The sequence below is a fragment of the Mesorhizobium shangrilense genome (assembly GCF_040537815.1).
Taxonomy (GTDB): domain Bacteria; phylum Pseudomonadota; class Alphaproteobacteria; order Rhizobiales; family Rhizobiaceae; genus Mesorhizobium; species Mesorhizobium shangrilense.
In genome coordinates this window covers 152,115-167,474 of record NZ_JBEWSZ010000005.1, presented here as the reverse complement: position 1 = coordinate 167,474, position 15,360 = coordinate 152,115, and the positions used below count along the sequence as shown (strand labels likewise).

Here is a 15,360-nt window from a genome sequence, read left to right as displayed (position 1 = left end):
GGCTTCCGCTATTTCTTGCGACGGACAGACGCGATGCGAGGCGGCGGTTCGATGGCGCCTGCCCTGACGCGGACAGGCTTCAGCGCTGGCGACCCGGCATCTTTCGCGATGGTCAGCGCACGCGGGAAGAACTGGTTGTTGTGCTGGCCACGACCGATGTTGAGGATCGCGGCATCCGGCAAACGCTTCTCCAGCATCGCCAGCACGCGCCGCAGGGAGGGTCCGTCGAACGCATCCATCGCCTCGTCGATAATCACCCATTTCGGCTGCCGCAAGGCGAGCCTGGCGAAGGCCAGCGAGCGCTGTTCGTCGTCGCCCAGCTCATGGTCCCAGCGCCCGGCGCGGTCGAGCGATGACGACAGCCGTTGAAGGCCGACCTCGGCAAGCACCGCCGAGATGTCGGCATCACTCGCCGGCGCGGCTCCGGTCGGATGATCGAGGACCTCGCGCAACGTACCGGCAGGGAAATAAGGAACGCGCGGCACGAATATGAGGGTTTCTCCCTCAGGCATGCCGATCCGCCCGCTTCCCCACGGCCACAGCCCGGCTATGGCGCGAAAGAACAGCGTCTTGCCGGCGCCCGGCTCGCCGGTGATCATGACGCGTTCGCCAGCACGGATTTCGACATGCTGGTCGGCGAGCTTGGTGCACCCTTCCCGCGAAGCCACGAGAAGCTTCTCGAAAGTCAGGCTGCCGTTCTTGTTCTCACCGAACTCGATGCGCCTTTCCTTGTCGTGGAGCACATCCGTCTCATCAAGCGCGATGCGGAAATCGGCGACGCGCATCAGCGTGGCGCGCCAATCGGCGATGCTGCCGATGTTGTTGACGAACCAGCGCAACGAGGAATGGACCTGGTTGAAGGCGCCAACCGCCATCATCAGCCCGCCGAAGCTGATATCTCCGGCGAAATAGACCGGCGAAGCGACCAGGATGGGTGCAACAACCGTGATCCAGCCATAGGTGTCGGTCACCCAGGAAAGATTGATCTGGGCGGTGTAGATGCGCCGCATGGCGCCCAGCACCGTACCGAGGTCGAGTTCGAGCCGTCGCCTGGCATCGGCCTCGCCATGGTACAGCGCAATGGCATCGACATTCTCATTGACGCGCACCATCGACGAGCGCAGCTCCGCCTCCCGCGTGTAGCGGTCGCTGTTGAGGCGGATCAGCGGTCGCCCGACCAGCCAGCTCAGCCACGAGGCCGTGCCGGCGTAGAGGAACGCGGCCCAGACCATGTAGCCGGGTATAGCCAGCGACCAGCCACCGATGTGGAACGCGAAGCCCGAAGACAGTTGCCACAGCACGCCGACGAAGGACACGAGCAGGATGAACGACTGCAGCAGACCGACACCAAGATCCGTCGAAAGATCGGAAAGATGCGCTGCATCCTGCTGCATGCGCTGATCGGGATTGACGCCGATGGCGCCGGCATTGGCGAGCCGGAACGCGCGCGCCGGCCGCATCCACTGGTCGATCAGGTCCAGCGTCAACGCCTCGCGCAGCTTCAGACGGAACATCTGGTTGAGCCAGGTCTGGCCGATGTTGAGCACCAGCAGCCCGCCTGCGATCATCGCAAAGACGAGAAGCTGGTGCAGGAAAGCCGCCATGTCGCGGCGCGCGAGCGCATCGTAGAACGGCTGGTTCCAGCTGTTGAGCAGAACCTGCCCGATCGACGTCGCGACAATGACGGCCATGATGCCAACCGACGTCCAAAGCAACCATTTGCGAACCGGCGATCCGACAAGGGCCCGCCAGATCGTCGCTACCTGGTCACGCAGGCTGGTTTCGATGGGCGTCGCGGCCGGTCGAACGTTCACCTCGTCCGGTTGGTCATCCATGGGCGGGCTTCCTTGCGATCAGAAACGGCGCGGGCAGCGGCATTGCGGTTGGCGGCGCGCGACGCCCGGGCAGTGAACGCGCCCTCGACAGATAGGCTGGCAAAGCCCCGAACACGCAAGACGCCACTCCGATCACGAACGTGTCACCCGGCGGATCGATGGCATCCCGGCCTCGGGTGCCCGGCCGAGGCGGGTGGCGCCATGCGGCGAGAAAACCGGAACGAAGACACGGCGCGACGCACGCTGGGCAACCGGCACACCCTGATAGAGCCGCTTCTGCGCCTCGACAACGATGACGCCGGAAAAGATCGGCCACAGCCGCCGGCCGGCGCGCTCGAGTATGTTGTGGAACCGCATCATGAAGCGTCGCCGTGACGGCGGGAAGAACAGCGCATCGGACCAGGCGGCCGGCGTGAAGTTCGCCTCGCGCAGCAATTCGGTGAGCTGCCCGCGCGAAAACGGGCGGCCATTGCCGAAGGGCGTATGTTCGAAGCGCGCCCAGACACCACGCCGGTTGGGCACGACGATGACGACGCGGCCAGCGGGTGACAGCACCCGCCAGATTTCGTTCAGCGTCTCGCGCGGATTTTCGACATGTTCGAGCGAATGGACCAGCAACATGCGGTCGATGCAGGAATCGACCAGCGGCAGTTCCTCGTCGAACACAAGTGCGGTCGCGGTCGGCCCGGTTGCCGGCCAGACCACGGCGCCTTGCGTTGCCGGCATGAAGGCGAAGACGCGCTCCGCGTCAGCACCGAACCGCTCCAGCCAGGGCAGCGTATAGCCGAGGCCAACCAGCCGTTCGTTGGGCACGGTCGCCCATATCGAAGACAGCGCCATGGTGATCGAACGTTCGGCGAACCGGCCGAGCGTTGTCGAATAGAAGGAGCGAAGATCGACGATGTCGGAATGCATGTGAGGGATGTAGCTGTGATATCGGCGGGTTTCAACAAAAGGCGCCCCGATGCTGCCGACATTGCGGATGACATCCGCGTGCCAGCGCCCTATGTCTGCGGCGACTCCTGCATCGGCCCGAAAATCGGTTTCGATTTCTGAAAGCACGATGCAGCAGATAAAAAGTGTTTGAGCGACCTTTGTGCGTCCAAATGGACGCACGGCGCTCTAACGGAGAGATGCGATGCCGGTCGAGATCGAACAGTTCATGTGCCGGACAGACAATTTCGGCGTGCTGGTCCATGATCCAATAAGCGGCCAGACCGCGATCGTCGATGCGCCGGAGGAGGCCGCGATCCTCGCCGCGATCAAGCGCACCGGCTGGACGCCGACGATGATCCTGACGACTCACCACCACATGGATCACGTCGAGGCCAATCTGGCGCTGAAGGAGCGCTTCAAGCTGCGCATCGTCGGGCCGGAGGCGGAGAAGGCGAAGATCCCCGGCATCGACGAAACCGTCGAGCAGGGTTCGGTCATTCACCTCGGCGACGAGAGGATCGAGGTCATCGCCACACCCGGACATACGGCTGGCCATGTTTCCTATTATCTGCCGGCATCGAACGTCGCCTTCACCGCCGACACGCTGTTTGCGCTCGGCTGCGGGCGGCTGTTCGAGTGCAAGCCGCCGGTGATGTATGAATCGCTGAAGAAACTCGCCGCACTTCCCGCCGATACCGTCGTCTATTGCGGCCACGAATACACGCTCGCCAACGCCCGCTTCGCCCTGAGCGTCGATCCAACCAATTCGGCGTTGAAGGAACGCACCCGGAAGATCGAGGCGCTGCGCGCCGACAACAAGCCGACGCTGCCGACCACCATCGGCGAGGAATTGTCGACCAACCCGTTCCTGCGCTGGCACGATCCGGCCATCCGCAAGCATCTCGGCATGGAGAAGGCCGGGGATGTCGAGGTGTTTGCCGAAATCCGCAAGCGCAAGGACAATTTCTGAGCATCGGAAACGGGGTAGAAGCCATGACCAGCTCCGCTGAAATCATCGCCACACTCGGCATGAAGCCGCATCCGGAAGGCGGCTGGTATGCGGAAACCTTTCGCGATGCAGCGGAGGGTGGGCGCGGCCATTCGACGGCGATCTATTTCCTGCTCGAGCAGGATCAGCTGTCCGCCTGGCATCGGGTCAAGGACGCCGCTGAGGTCTGGCACTTCTATGCCGGCGATCCGCTGGCGCTGTCGATATACGAGGAAGGCGGCACTGTGGCTAACCAGGTCATCGAGCAGGTGCTCGGAACCGGGCTGACCGCCGGCGAGCGGCCGCAGATTGTCGTGCCGGCAGGCTGGTGGCAATCGGCGCGCAGTCTTGGCGAATGGACGCTGGTCGGCTGCACCGTGGCGCCGGGCTTCGATTTCGCGGTATTCGAACTGGCTGAGCCTGGTTGGCAGCCGAGAAAGTCTTAGCCAAGCAGAAAGCCCAGGGTGATCCCCAGCTGGGCAGCGTAATACAGCACCCAGACCGCGTAACGCATCCACACACGATGCGGCGAGATGGCAGGCGCCAGGAATTTCTCCGCGGCCAGCAACCCGTCTGACGCCATGAACAGGATGGCGCCGCCGATGACCCAGAGATTGTTCAGGGTGAGCGCCGAAACGCCCATGCCCAGTATGGCCACGATGTAGACGCTGACCGGCACGCGCAGTTCGGGACCGACGCGACGCCACAGCGCCACCAGCATGACGAGCGCGAACAGCGCCATCGCCAGAGCGATCGCGCCGCGCCACGGCTCGGCGGCAAGCAGTCCAATGCCGCTGCCGGAGCGCACAAACAGCGCGACAAAAACAACATGAGCGGCGAGAAAACTGGCCAGCCCACCAAGAAAAGCCTTTTCGCCATCGCGCGACAGGAAGGCGTCGCCGATGGCGCTGAGCGCCAGTGCCGTAACCAGCAACAGCGGACCGCCCTGCAGCAAAGCCAGCACGGCAAGCATTGCCACGGCCAGCGTCTTTGCCGCCGAGCGGGCGAGCCTTGGCGGCATGCCAAGTGCAAAGGCGTAGATCACCGCCGCCGCCAGCGAAAACACCAGTGTCGCATTGGCGTTGGCGTCGATACCGCCCGGGAACGGCATCATGCCTCCGCTCCGTTCGCCGCCGGCTTGCGCAGGAACAACGACTTTGCTGCGAGCGCGGCGCCGCCGGTGATGAGCACGCAGGCAGCGAGGATGCGCAAGGACGGCTCGGCGACGCCCGCCGCGATCAAGACAAGCGTCGACAGCAGCGGCGCGGCATAACTCGCAGCGCCCAGCACCTGGATGTTGCCGCGCTTGACGCCGATATCCCAGGCATAGAAGGCCGCGCCCACCGGCATCAGGCCGAGACCGAGCACCGCCAGCCACTGGCCGGCGCCTTGCGGCAGCACGGTTTGCTCAAGCGCCAGATGGCAGGCGAGCGAAAGCACCGCTGTGGCGGCACAGAACCAGGTGACGATGCTGGTCGGCACCGAGGGGAACCGCCTAGACAACAGCGAATAGGACGACCACAGCACGGCACAGACGGCGGCCATCGCATAGCCGAAGGCGTAGCGCGCGTCGAAGGCGAGGCCGCCGCCCTTGGTGACGATCAGGACCGTGCCGGCAAGGCCGAGCAGCGCGCCGACGACATGGTTCCAGGCCAGGCGCTCGCCCGGCATCAGCGCCGAGCCCAGCACGATCAGCAGCGGCCACAGATAGGCGATGAGGCTCGCCTCCACCGCCGGCGCGTTGCGCAACGCGGTGAAGTAGAAGAAGTGGTAGCCGAACAGGCCGGCAATGCCGATGACCCACACCTGCGGCGGAATTTTCTGGTTCCTGTCGGCAGCCGGCATGAACAGCCGCGCGACAAGGCCGACGCCGGTGCCGATGGTGAAGGTGATCGCCGAGAGCAGGAAGGGCGGCACCTTGCCCGACGCATCCGTCAACAGGGCCAAAAGCGACCACATCGCGACCGCCGAAAAACCGATCAGTGTTGCGCGCCCCATGCCCCCTCCGGCGGCGCGCCATGGCGCCTAGTTCACAGCCTCGAACCGCCCCGCGCTGATGGTCAGTGTGCCAATCTGCGTTCCGACCGTAGCGTGGATCGGGGCATATACGCCGGTTTGGCCAAGCGGTGCAAACGTCACCATCATGCGGCTGTGGTTCTTGAGATAGTTCAGTGCCTTGCGACCCTTTCGGTAGCCCGCGACCGGCTCGAAGCCCATTCTGCAGGTGACCGTGTCGCCCTTGTAGCCGGGCACCGAGATCGTTCCCTTGGAATCGTAGGTCAGCTTCAGGTCGGCGCGCATCTCTCCATCGTAGATTTTCACCGTCCGCCCGCAGACCTTGTCGGGACTGTCGGCATGGATGACGGTAGCGGCCATCGGATCGAGGACGGATTTCAGATCGCTGGCGCCGAGAAACACCCAGTCCTTGGGGTCGCGCTTTTCTGGCGCGGGGATCACCTTGGTCGAGGTGACGGCGCCATCGGCAAAGCGGATATCGATCATCGATGCTTTCTTGCCGGATGTATAATCGGCGCGAAATGCCTGCGGCTGCATCTGTTGGCCCGCAATCGTGCCCTTGGACGAGATCGTGCCACGCGTATCGTCGAACAGCTTGGCCAGGCCCGCACTGCTGACGGTGCCGTCGATCGAATAGGCGCCGTTCTCATAGCGACTTGAGAATGTCGACTTGGCTATCGAGAGGCCAAGGAACGATACTGTGTACTCGCCCTTGAACGATTGCGGCGAGGCAGCCGTCGCGGCCGTCGGCAGCGCGATGGCTAGCAGGCAGGAGAGAGCACGTGACGCACGAAGCATGCGGGGATCGATCCTCGATTTTTCCGCCAGAGATTTGCGGCTCCGGCCTGGCATGTCTCTATGCGATCGCTTATAGGCTCAAATCCGGCGTTTATATGAAGTGCCCGTCATGCCCATAGGCGAGCCGGAGCTTGACGCACCGGCGAAATGCAACTATGGAACGCCAACTTTTTCCATAAGGCCGCCTGACCAGAACCGCGCGCCACCCGGCGTGGGCACAAAGGTTTGGCAAGTCCGAGAACTGAGGTTAGAAAATGTCCCGCACCTGCGAACTCACTGCCAAGGCAGTCATGTCCGGCAACAATGTGAGCCACGCCAACAACAAGACCAAGCGTCGCTTCCTGCCGAATCTCGTCAATGTGACGCTGATCTCGGAAGCGCTGAACCAGAATGTGCGCCTGCGCATTTCGGCCAACGCCCTGCGTTCGGTCGAGCATCGCGGCGGTCTCGACGCTTTCCTGGCCAAGGCCGATGCCAAGGAACTGTCGCAGCGCGCCCGTCTCCTGAAGAAGCAGATCGCCAAGAAGGTCGCCGAGCAGTCGGCCGCCTGATTTTCCGGGCAACCGTTCTTCGTATCGGGCCGGAAATCGCCTGGCGGTTTCCGGTCATTTCGTTGAAATAAACGACAATGGAGCGTGATCCGGCTTTCGGATGATGCTGCACTGGTTCCATTACCCAGGATAAAAAAATGACGTCCTTCTCGCGATACCTGCCCTTCGTGGTCGCCATGGCGCTTGTCGTCGTGGCATCGAACATCCTCGTCCAGTTCCCGATGCAGGGCCAGATCGGCGGCCTGTCTCTGGCTGACCTGCTCACCTGGGGCGCTTTCACCTACCCGTTCTCCTTCCTGGTCACCGACCTTGCCAACCGGCGCTACGGTCCGGCCGTGGCGCGCAGGATCGTCTTTGTCGGCTTCATGACGGCGGTGGTCTGCTCGATCCTCGTGCCGCCCTTCCTGTTTCGCCATGGCCTGATCGAATTCGACACGGCGGCCAGCCGGCTTGCGCGCATCGCCGCGGCTTCCGGCGCGGCATTCCTCACCGCGCAATTGCTCGATGTGACCGTGTTCAACCGGCTGCGCCGACAGAGCTGGTGGCGCGCGCCGATCATCGGCACGCTGGTCGGCTCGGTGTTCGACACCCTGGTTTTCTTCAGCATCGCCTTTTCGGCCGCCTTCGCCTTCGCGGGGCCGAACGACAGTTTTGCGCTGGAAACCGCACCGCTGATGGGCGTGTTCCATGTCGACACCATGCGCTGGGTCTCCTGGGCGCTCGGCGACCTCAGTGTGAAGCTGATCATCGCCGTCGTGGCGCTGATCCCCTACAGGCTGCTTGCCGCCCGCTGGAGCCAACCCGCGGTCGCGGTCTAGGCCATGATCCCTTGGGTCCAGCTAGACTCAGCGAAGACGCCCGACGGACAGCAAGAGCTTCGCCTGAAGCGGCGCGGCGCCGAATTCTCGATCATGCTGGGCACCAACGAGCTGATGAACAGCCGCCTCAGCGGCTCCGAGGAAGCGCTGGCGAAACTGTCCTGCCAGCGGATTGCCAACCATCGGCAACCGAAGATCCTGATTGGCGGGCTCGGCATGGGTTTTACATTGCGCGCCGCCCTCGCCGAGCTGAGCGCGGATGCCAGCGTCGTTGTCGCGGAACTGATCCCTGCGGTCGTCGCCTGGGCGCGCGGGCCGATGGCCGAGGTTTTTGCCGGCTGCCTTGATGATCCGCGCGTCAGCATTCGCGAAGTCGATGTCGGCCAGCTCATGCGGTCGCAAGCGTCAAGCTATGACGCCATCCTGCTCGATGTCGACAACGGCCCCGAAGGCATCGTCCACAAGGCCAACGACGCCCTCTACAGCGTGGCGGGCCTGAATGCCGCACGGGCGGCGCTCAAGCCGGGCGGCATGCTGGCGGTCTGGTCGCAAGGGCCGGACGCCGGCTTCACCCGGCGGCTCGGCCAAGCCGGCTTTGCCGTCGAGGAGGTCAAGACCCGCGCCAACGGCAAGCGCGGCGCGCGTCATGTCATCTGGATCGCGACCAACGGGCAGCGAACCGCAGCTGGCCGATAGCCATCCTGAATTTCCGATACGACAAGGCCTTCGACCTGGCAGGATCAGCAAGGGCCTATTTCGACTTCTGCAGGTGGCTGGCAAGCGTTTCAAGCAGGCCGCGGGTGCCCTCCTCGCGCCCTTTCACCGAATCGGCGCCATCAAAGAAAGCGCCCTGTTCGGTATAGGTCAGGCGCGTGCCCTCGCCCGACGGGGTCAGTTCGATCGTCGTCAGCGACGCCGACAGCGGCTGAGTGCCGATCGCCATCCTGTAGGAGAACACGATGCGCTGGTTGGGGACGATATCCTGGAACTGCGCGTCGAGCCTGATCTCCGGTCCGCCGCCAAAGCTGAAGCGCGACACCTCGCTACCGCCGACACAAAAGTCGAAGCTGAATTCGGCGATCGTAAAGCCATCGCCTTCGATCCGCCATTGCCGCACCATCGCCTTGTCGGCGAAGGCGAAGAACACGCGTTCGGGCGATTGCGGATAGGTTCGCTCAATGGTGAAGGTGGAATGGATGACGGAATGCTCGTCTTTGACGGGGGCGATCTGGTTCATTGCTTTTCGTCCTTTTGCTGGTCCTGACTTTTCGGGGGCGATGGGTCTGTCTCGGCCAGAAGCTGGCCAAGACGGTCGAGGTGGCGTTCCGCCGGTATGCGGCGCTCCGCGATCCAGTCGGCGAGCGGAGCAAGCCCGCCCGGCTCGATCCGGCAGGTCCGTACCCGCCCGATCTTTTCGCTGCGGATCAGCCCGCAGGCCTCCAGCGCCTGCAAATGTTGCAGAACGGCTGCGAAGGTCATGCCGAACGGTTCCGCCAGCTGGCTGACGGTTGCCGGTCCGCAGCTCAACCTTTCCAGGATCTGCCGGCGTGTCGGCTCGACAAGTGCGCGAAGGATGCTGTCGATCTCGGAATAGTTAAGCATGGACTTGAGTATCGCGTCGTCGGTGCCAATTGTCAAGTCTGGACTAAAGTATTCTGGCGAGCGTCGAGTGATGGCCAGTCGTCCCCCACTTCGTCGAGCTGCGCTCGCCACCTCTCCCCCGATCGACGGGGCAGAGGTGGCGCCGCGAAGCGATTCCGCTCGAACCCGCCGTTGAAAACCCTCAACTTCAGGTTCGCAGTTGGAGCGTTGATCAATCCTGATGCAGGATGAATTCCAGATAGAGATTGCGCTGCAGGATCGAGTGGTTGTCGTCGGAGATCAGCGACACCATCAGCGCGCCATCCTCGCGCGTCCAGATGTCGAGACCTTCCATATTGTCGATCTGGTAGCCCATGTCGGCTTCCACCAGCACCGGCCCATCGGCCACCGCGCCCTTCTCGATGCCCTCGCCGTGAATGCGCCGCAGCCGCATCTTGACCCCGCTGGCCATGGAAAAGCTGCGCTCGAGCAACAGCAGGTCGCCATCGGGCAGGAAGGCGCCATCCGTGATGTCGAAACCGCCGTCGCGCTTGACAGTGAAGACGCCCTTCTTCGGCCCTTCAAGGATGGCCGCGTAGACGTTGCCGGCACTGTCGAGGCTTCTCTCGGAGACGACAACCAGCGCGCCCTCCAGCCGTCCGTCCGGATTTGCATGGGCAATGGTTTCGAAGCCGCGATTCTGCCGAAGCTCCCGGGCCGGTATCAGGAAGTCCAGTTGCTTGAACGATGCCCTCATATCGGCTGGATCGATCGTGTATTGGGCGACGCGATGGTTGCGCTCGAAGCCGACAGTGGCGATGCCGTCCTTGACCGCGAGGCTTTCGGCGTCGACCTCCCATTTCTGCGCGAACGGCTTGCCGGTCTCGTCGACCATCTGCTGCATGCGGAAATTCTGGATGCCCGACGGGCGGCCGTCGGCATTGCGGGCCACCGTGCCGAAGAACCAGAAGCCGGTGTCGGCGACGCCGATGAAATCGCTGCCCGGCTTCAGGAACCGAAAAGCCGACAGTGCGCCGAAATCGCGCGAGCGCGAGGTCATCTCCAGCCCGCCGACGAATTCGAGCGGACCAAATCTGGTTTCCGGACGGCCGATATGGAACTCGGTGATCGGGCGGGCCGAGATTTCGACCGGCTGGACGGCCGCTGTGTCGGCGGCAAGCGCCGGCGCCAAGGCAATGCCGAACAACAGATTGGCGGCGCAGAAAGCTAGCCGAACACCGCCGCGCGAAAAAATCATCCGGCGCGTCGGATGCCGCCGCGCCGCGTTTCCCGCGCGCTTTCCTCACCGAACAGCGAGGCCAGCTGCTCAGTCATCGCGCCGGCGAGTTCCTCGGCGTCGACGATGGTGACGGCACGGCGATAATAGCGGGTGACGTCGTGGCCGATGCCGATGGCCAGCAATTCGACCGGCGAGCGCGTCTCGATCAGTTCGATCACCGCGCGCAGATGCCGTTCGAGATAATTGCCGGGGTTCACCGACAGCGTCGAATCATCAACCGGCGCGCCGTCCGAAATCATCATCAGGATCTTGCGCTGCTCGGGCCGCGCGATCAGGCGGTTATGCGCCCACAGCAGCGCCTCGCCGTCGATGTTTTCCTTGAGCAGGCCTTCGCGCATCATCAGGCCGAGATTCCGCCGCGCCCGCCGCCACGGATGATCAGCGGATTTGTAGATGATATGGCGCAAATCGTTCAGCCGGCCGGGGTTCGGCGGCTTGCCGTCCTTCAGCCACTTCTCACGCGCCTGCCCGCCCTTCCAGGCCCGCGTGGTGAAGCCGAGAATCTCGACCGAAACGCCGCAGCGTTCCAGCGTACGCGCCAGAATGTCGGCGCAGGTGGCGGCGACCGTGATCGGCCGGCCGCGCATCGAGCCCGAATTGTCGAGCACCAGCGTCACCACCGTGTCGCGGAATTTCGTGTCGCGCTCCTGCTTGAAGGACAGCGGCTGCATCGGATCGATGACGACGCGCACCAGCCGCGCCGGGTCGAGATAGCCCTCTTCGAGATCGAAATCCCAGGAGCGATTCTGCTGCGCCATCAGGCGGCGCTGCAGCCGGTTGGCCAGCCGGCCGACGACGCCGGACAGGTTGGCCAGCTGCTTGTCGAGGAAGGCACGCAGGCGGTCGAGCTCTTCCTCTTCGCAAAGCTCCTCGGCGCCAACCGTCTCGTCGAAGGCGGTGGTGAAGACCTTGTAGTCGATGTCCTTCGGCAGATTGGCGAAGGGATTGTCGTTGCGGCGCGCCTCGCCGGGCGTCTCGGCATCGGCGTCGTCATCGTCCGACAGATCGTCGGCGGTGGCGTCGGACGCCTCCGTTTCGGACGACTGCTCATCGTCGGCCGAAGACTCGGCATCCTCGGACTGCGACTGCTCGGAGCCGGAATCGTCCTCGCCGCCCTCCTCGCTCTGCTCCTCACCTTGCGGCTGGTTGTCGTCATTGTCCTCGGAGTCTTCCGTCTCCTGGTCGTCGCCGAGTTCCTCGGCCATTTCCATGGAGGCCAGCATCTCGCGAACGACCCGGGCGAAAGCCTGCTGGTCATCGAGCTTTGCCGAAAGTCCGTCGAGATCGGCGCTCGCCTTTTCCTCGACCCAGGGGCGCCACAGCTCGACCAGCCGCTCGCCGCTCTTCGGGATCGGACGGCCAGTCAGCTTCTCGCGCACCATCAGCGCCAACGCTTCCTCGATCGGTGCGTCGGCCTTGTCGCGGACGTCGGTGAGGTTTGCCTTGGTGTATTTGTCCTCGAGCATCGAGCCGATATTATCGGCGACGCCCTGCATGGCGCGGCTGCCGATTGCCTCGACGCGGGCCTGCTCGACGGCGTCATAGATGGCGCGGGCCGCCTTACCTTCCGGCGCCAGCTTGGTGTGGATGCGCGCGTCATGGCAGGCGCGTTTCAGCGCCATGGAATCGCCAAGGCCACGGGTGATGGCGATGTCGGTCTTCGATGCCTTCTTCGGCAGTTCAGGCAAGCGCGCGCGGCTGCCGGCGAGCGCCGGCCTGTCCTTGGCGAACCCAACCTCAAGTTCCTTGTCGCCGGCAATGGCGCGCATGCACACGGTTACGGCGCGCTTGAAGCTGTCGGCTTCAGAACCCGTCTTCGACTTGTTGCGCGTATTGTCGCCCGGACCCGCCATTATCTATCTCTATTTCGTCACTGGCTGTTGGCTAAGCTGAGTGCGTAGGAGGCCGACAATCTCTTCCACCGAGATTGTAAAGTAACCGCCCTTGCCACTGTCATATGCCTGTCTCCACAGACTATATCCGTGGTCAAATCCATCAGGAATTGGGCCAACTCCCTCAAGCCCAACCACACTTTCTCTCAGTACGTCAGCGGCTACAGGGAGGTGCGGAACCGTTCGTAACTGCTTTCCATCATCAGGTATCGGCGCATCGGTGACTGAAATCGAAACGATTGGGTGGCTTTCGCCCTCCAAGCTATCAACCGCGCCTATGATCACCCGCGATGAAAGTGGTATCGCTCCGTTATAGGTCCAAATCTGCCCAGGTTTGAATGGTTCGTTCTGGGCCATAGCCGCCTGACAGATACCGAAGCAGAAGATCGAAAAACTCCATAGGAACGTCCAACGCGTCGTTCCCATGGAGTGGTGTCACCCCAGCACGACGTTGGCAGCGCTTTCCGGCAGATCCTGGCCGAAGGCGCGCTGGTAGAACTCGGCAACCACCGAGCGCTCGAGCTCGTCGCATTTGTTGAGGAAGGTGAGCCGGAACGCCATGCCGATATCGCCGAAGATCTCGGCATTCTCGGCCCAGGTGATCACCGTACGCGGGCTCATCACGGTCGACAGATCGCCATTGATGAAGGCCGAACGCGTCATGTCCGCGACGCGCACCATCTTGTTTACGATGTCCTTGCCCTTGCCGTCGCGATAGTGCTTGGCCTTGGCCAGCACGATGTTCACTTCATTGTCGTGCGGCAGGTAGTTCAGCGTGGTGACGATCGACCAGCGGTCCATCTGCGCCTGGTTGATCTGTTGCGTGCCGTGATAGAGGCCAGTGGTATCGCCGAGCCCAACCGTGTTGGCGGTCGAGAACAGGCGGAAGGCTGGATGCGGACGAATGACACGGCTCTGGTCGAGCAGCGTCAGCCGGCCCGACGATTCCAGCACGCGCTGGATGACGAACATCACGTCCGGACGGCCGGCGTCATACTCGTCGAAGCAGAGCGCGACATTGTGCTGGTAGGCCCAGGGCAGGATGCCATCGCGGAATTCGGTGATCTGCAAGCCGTCCTTGACGACGATCGCGTCCTTGCCGACGAGATCGATACGGCTGACATGGCTGTCGAGATTGACGCGCACGCAGGGCCAGTTGAGGCGGGCGGCGACCTGCTCGATATGGGTCGACTTGCCGGTGCCGTGATAGCCCGACACCATGACGCGGCGGTTGTAGGCGAAGCCGGCGAGGATCGCCATCGTCGTCGCCTTGTCGAATAGATAGTCCGGATCGATGTCGGGCACATGTTCTGATGTCACCGAATAGGCCGGCACCACCATCTTGGACTCGAAACCGAATTTTTCCTTCACCGACACGGTGGTATCGGGCAGGTTGGCGATGTCGCGATCGACCTTGTTCATCTCTATCAACGTCTCCACGGGCGAAACGCCGAGTTTCGCCGGCAATCGATTTTGTTCGGGGGCGGTCTTAAAGCCTTTTCCAACCTTATGAAAGTTGGAAAACAGCCCAAACCCTAAGTTCGCTCAGCACAGGCCCGCCTGCTTGAGCACGCGATAGGCCTGAAGCACATCGCGGAACCGGTCTTCCGAACCTCTGTCGCCACCATTCGCATCCGGATGGTGGAGTTTCACCAGTTCCTTATAGCGCGCCTTGATATCCTTGCCAGTCGCCTTTGTATCAAGGCCAAGCGTTTCCAGCGCCTTGGCCTCAAGCGGCTTGGCCTTGCGCTCGCGCGCCTCGCGTGGATCCTTCGGGCCCTTGAACAGGTCGAACGGGTCGCGCATGCGGTTGTAGTAGCCGGCGCGGCCGGAACGCAACTGGGCCATATCGGGCGACGAACGCGTCGAGGCGCCGTTTGCCCCCATCTTCCAGGTCGGGCGATGGCCGGTCATCGCTTCCTTCTGGAAGCGCGCGACCTCGGTGTCCGGCACGCCGGAGAAATAGTTGAACCCCTTGTTGTACTCGCGCACATGATCGATGCAGAAGCGGAAATACTCGCCCTCCTTCATGCGCCCGACGGGCGCGCGATGCGTGCCCGCCTCCTTGCAGCCATCCCACTGGCAGATCGGCGAATGCGATTTCACCTCCGCATCCTTGTCGGGGCGGACGCGAATCTTTTCGAAATATTTGGGGTACGGCTTCATCTCACCCATTTATGGGGCGTTCGCGGATGCGAAACAAGAATTGACATTTTCGCGCTGATCGCCCTAACCGCTGAATCGCGGCTTAATGCAGGCGATTGACAGATTTTGTCGCGGGACGCGCGGCATTTTGATCGCGCATATGTGGTGAAGGGAGTTGGCGATGTCCATACAGGCAACGATGGAAGACAAGCTGAAGAAGGCGTTTTCGCCGGAACGGCTGGTCATCATCAACGAAAGCCACCTCCATGCCGGCCACCATCACCAGGACTCCGACCACCACGGCACCTATGACGGCACCGGCGAGACACATTTCCGCGTCCGCATCGTCTCGCCAAGTTTTACCGGCATGAGCCGCATCGACCGCCACCGTTCCGTCAACGAATTGTTGGCCGACGAGCTGAAAGCCGGCGTGCATGCGCTGGCAATCGAGCCGGCGGCGCCCGGTGAAGCGACGCGCTGGTAGATTCAAGCCGACTGCC

At 63.0% G+C, this 15,360-nt stretch carries 17 protein-coding genes; 6 read left to right on the top strand and 11 right to left on the bottom strand.

The features are described 5' to 3' along the window. Positions 1–8: 8 nt before the first annotated feature. Both ABVQ20_RS33020 and ABVQ20_RS33015 read right to left on the bottom strand, forming a co-directional pair. On the bottom strand, positions 9–1,835 hold the full coding sequence (locus tag ABVQ20_RS33020) for an ABC transporter ATP-binding protein/permease (protein WP_354463973.1): 1,827 nt from the start codon (positions 1,833–1,835) through the stop codon (positions 9–11). Between the two features lie 132 nt (positions 1,836–1,967). Continuing rightward, positions 1,968–2,750, bottom strand: coding sequence for a class I SAM-dependent methyltransferase (locus ABVQ20_RS33015; RefSeq protein ID WP_354463971.1), 783 nt, complete (start codon positions 2,748–2,750; stop codon positions 1,968–1,970). A gap of 223 nt (positions 2,751–2,973) precedes the next feature. Here ABVQ20_RS33015 and gloB point away from each other — a divergent pair, with 223 nt between their 5' ends. Together gloB and ABVQ20_RS33005 are read left to right on the top strand one after the other, a co-directional pair. After that, positions 2,974–3,741: a hydroxyacylglutathione hydrolase gene (gene gloB / locus ABVQ20_RS33010; RefSeq protein WP_354463969.1), complete on the top strand. Its 768-nt coding sequence runs from the start codon at positions 2,974–2,976 to the stop codon at positions 3,739–3,741. A 23-nt stretch (positions 3,742–3,764) separates the two neighbouring features. Then, positions 3,765–4,205, top strand: coding sequence for a cupin domain-containing protein (locus ABVQ20_RS33005; protein WP_354463967.1), 441 nt, complete (start codon positions 3,765–3,767; stop codon positions 4,203–4,205). Here the strand turns inward: ABVQ20_RS33005 and ABVQ20_RS33000 are convergent. Genes ABVQ20_RS33000 through ABVQ20_RS32990 form a run of 3 tightly spaced genes read right to left on the bottom strand, consistent with a single transcriptional unit; the run spans position 4,202 to position 6,573 of the window. Next, a complete protein-coding gene (locus ABVQ20_RS33000) occupies positions 4,202–4,873 on the bottom strand; it encodes a lysoplasmalogenase (RefSeq protein WP_354463965.1) in 672 nt (223 codons plus the stop codon). The genes ABVQ20_RS33005 and ABVQ20_RS33000 overlap by 4 nt on opposite strands. Then, the gene (gene yddG / locus ABVQ20_RS32995; RefSeq protein ID WP_354463964.1) at positions 4,870–5,757 is read right to left on the bottom strand and encodes an aromatic amino acid exporter YddG; all 888 of its coding nucleotides are present in this window, start codon (positions 5,755–5,757) and stop codon (positions 4,870–4,872) included. The genes ABVQ20_RS33000 and yddG overlap by 4 nt, the downstream gene beginning before the upstream one ends. 27 nt (positions 5,758–5,784) lie before the next feature. After that, entirely contained in the window at positions 5,785–6,573 is a 789-nt protein-coding gene (locus ABVQ20_RS32990; RefSeq protein ID WP_354463962.1) for a DUF3108 domain-containing protein, read from the bottom strand. Between the two features lie 254 nt (positions 6,574–6,827). Between ABVQ20_RS32990 and rpmB the strand changes: the two genes are divergently transcribed. The 3 genes from rpmB (at position 6,828) to ABVQ20_RS32975 (ending at position 8,638) form a co-directional block, all read left to right on the top strand. Beyond that, the gene (rpmB, locus tag ABVQ20_RS32985) at positions 6,828–7,124 is read left to right on the top strand and encodes a 50S ribosomal protein L28 (RefSeq protein WP_354463960.1); all 297 of its coding nucleotides are present in this window, start codon (positions 6,828–6,830) and stop codon (positions 7,122–7,124) included. A gap of 137 nt (positions 7,125–7,261) precedes the next feature. Beyond that, entirely contained in the window at positions 7,262–7,942 is a 681-nt protein-coding gene (locus ABVQ20_RS32980) for a queuosine precursor transporter (protein WP_354463958.1), read from the top strand. Between the two features lie 3 nt (positions 7,943–7,945). After that, entirely contained in the window at positions 7,946–8,638 is a 693-nt protein-coding gene (locus ABVQ20_RS32975) for a spermidine synthase (protein WP_354463956.1), read from the top strand. Positions 8,639–8,693: 55 nt separating this feature from the next. Here ABVQ20_RS32975 and ABVQ20_RS32970 read toward each other — a convergent pair whose 3' ends face one another. From ABVQ20_RS32970 to ABVQ20_RS32945, 6 genes are all read right to left on the bottom strand, one after another. Then, the gene (locus ABVQ20_RS32970; protein ID WP_354463954.1) at positions 8,694–9,179 is read right to left on the bottom strand and encodes an SRPBCC family protein; all 486 of its coding nucleotides are present in this window, start codon (positions 9,177–9,179) and stop codon (positions 8,694–8,696) included. Beyond that, on the bottom strand, positions 9,176–9,544 hold the full coding sequence (locus tag ABVQ20_RS32965) for an ArsR/SmtB family transcription factor (RefSeq protein WP_354463952.1): 369 nt from the start codon (positions 9,542–9,544) through the stop codon (positions 9,176–9,178). The genes ABVQ20_RS32970 and ABVQ20_RS32965 overlap by 4 nt, the downstream gene beginning before the upstream one ends. A 211-nt stretch (positions 9,545–9,755) precedes the next feature. Then, positions 9,756–10,781: an esterase-like activity of phytase family protein gene (locus ABVQ20_RS32960; RefSeq protein WP_354463951.1), complete on the bottom strand. Its 1,026-nt coding sequence runs from the start codon at positions 10,779–10,781 to the stop codon at positions 9,756–9,758. Beyond that, positions 10,778–12,676 carry a cobaltochelatase subunit CobT gene (gene cobT / locus ABVQ20_RS32955; protein WP_354463949.1) on the bottom strand — a complete coding sequence of 633 codons (1,899 nt, stop codon included), beginning with the start codon at positions 12,674–12,676 and terminating at the stop codon, positions 10,778–10,780. The genes ABVQ20_RS32960 and cobT overlap by 4 nt, the downstream gene beginning before the upstream one ends. Before the next feature lie 474 nt (positions 12,677–13,150). Further along, positions 13,151–14,137, bottom strand: a complete 987-nt coding sequence (cobS, locus tag ABVQ20_RS32950) for a cobaltochelatase subunit CobS (protein WP_354463947.1) — start codon at positions 14,135–14,137, stop codon at positions 13,151–13,153. 123 nt (positions 14,138–14,260) lie between these two features. Beyond that, positions 14,261–14,890: a J domain-containing protein gene (locus ABVQ20_RS32945; protein ID WP_354463945.1), complete on the bottom strand. Its 630-nt coding sequence runs from the start codon at positions 14,888–14,890 to the stop codon at positions 14,261–14,263. A gap of 151 nt (positions 14,891–15,041) precedes the next feature. Here ABVQ20_RS32945 and ABVQ20_RS32940 point away from each other — a divergent pair, with 151 nt between their 5' ends. Further along, positions 15,042–15,344: a BolA family protein gene (locus ABVQ20_RS32940; protein ID WP_354463943.1), complete on the top strand. Its 303-nt coding sequence runs from the start codon at positions 15,042–15,044 to the stop codon at positions 15,342–15,344. Positions 15,345–15,360 lie beyond the last annotated feature (16 nt).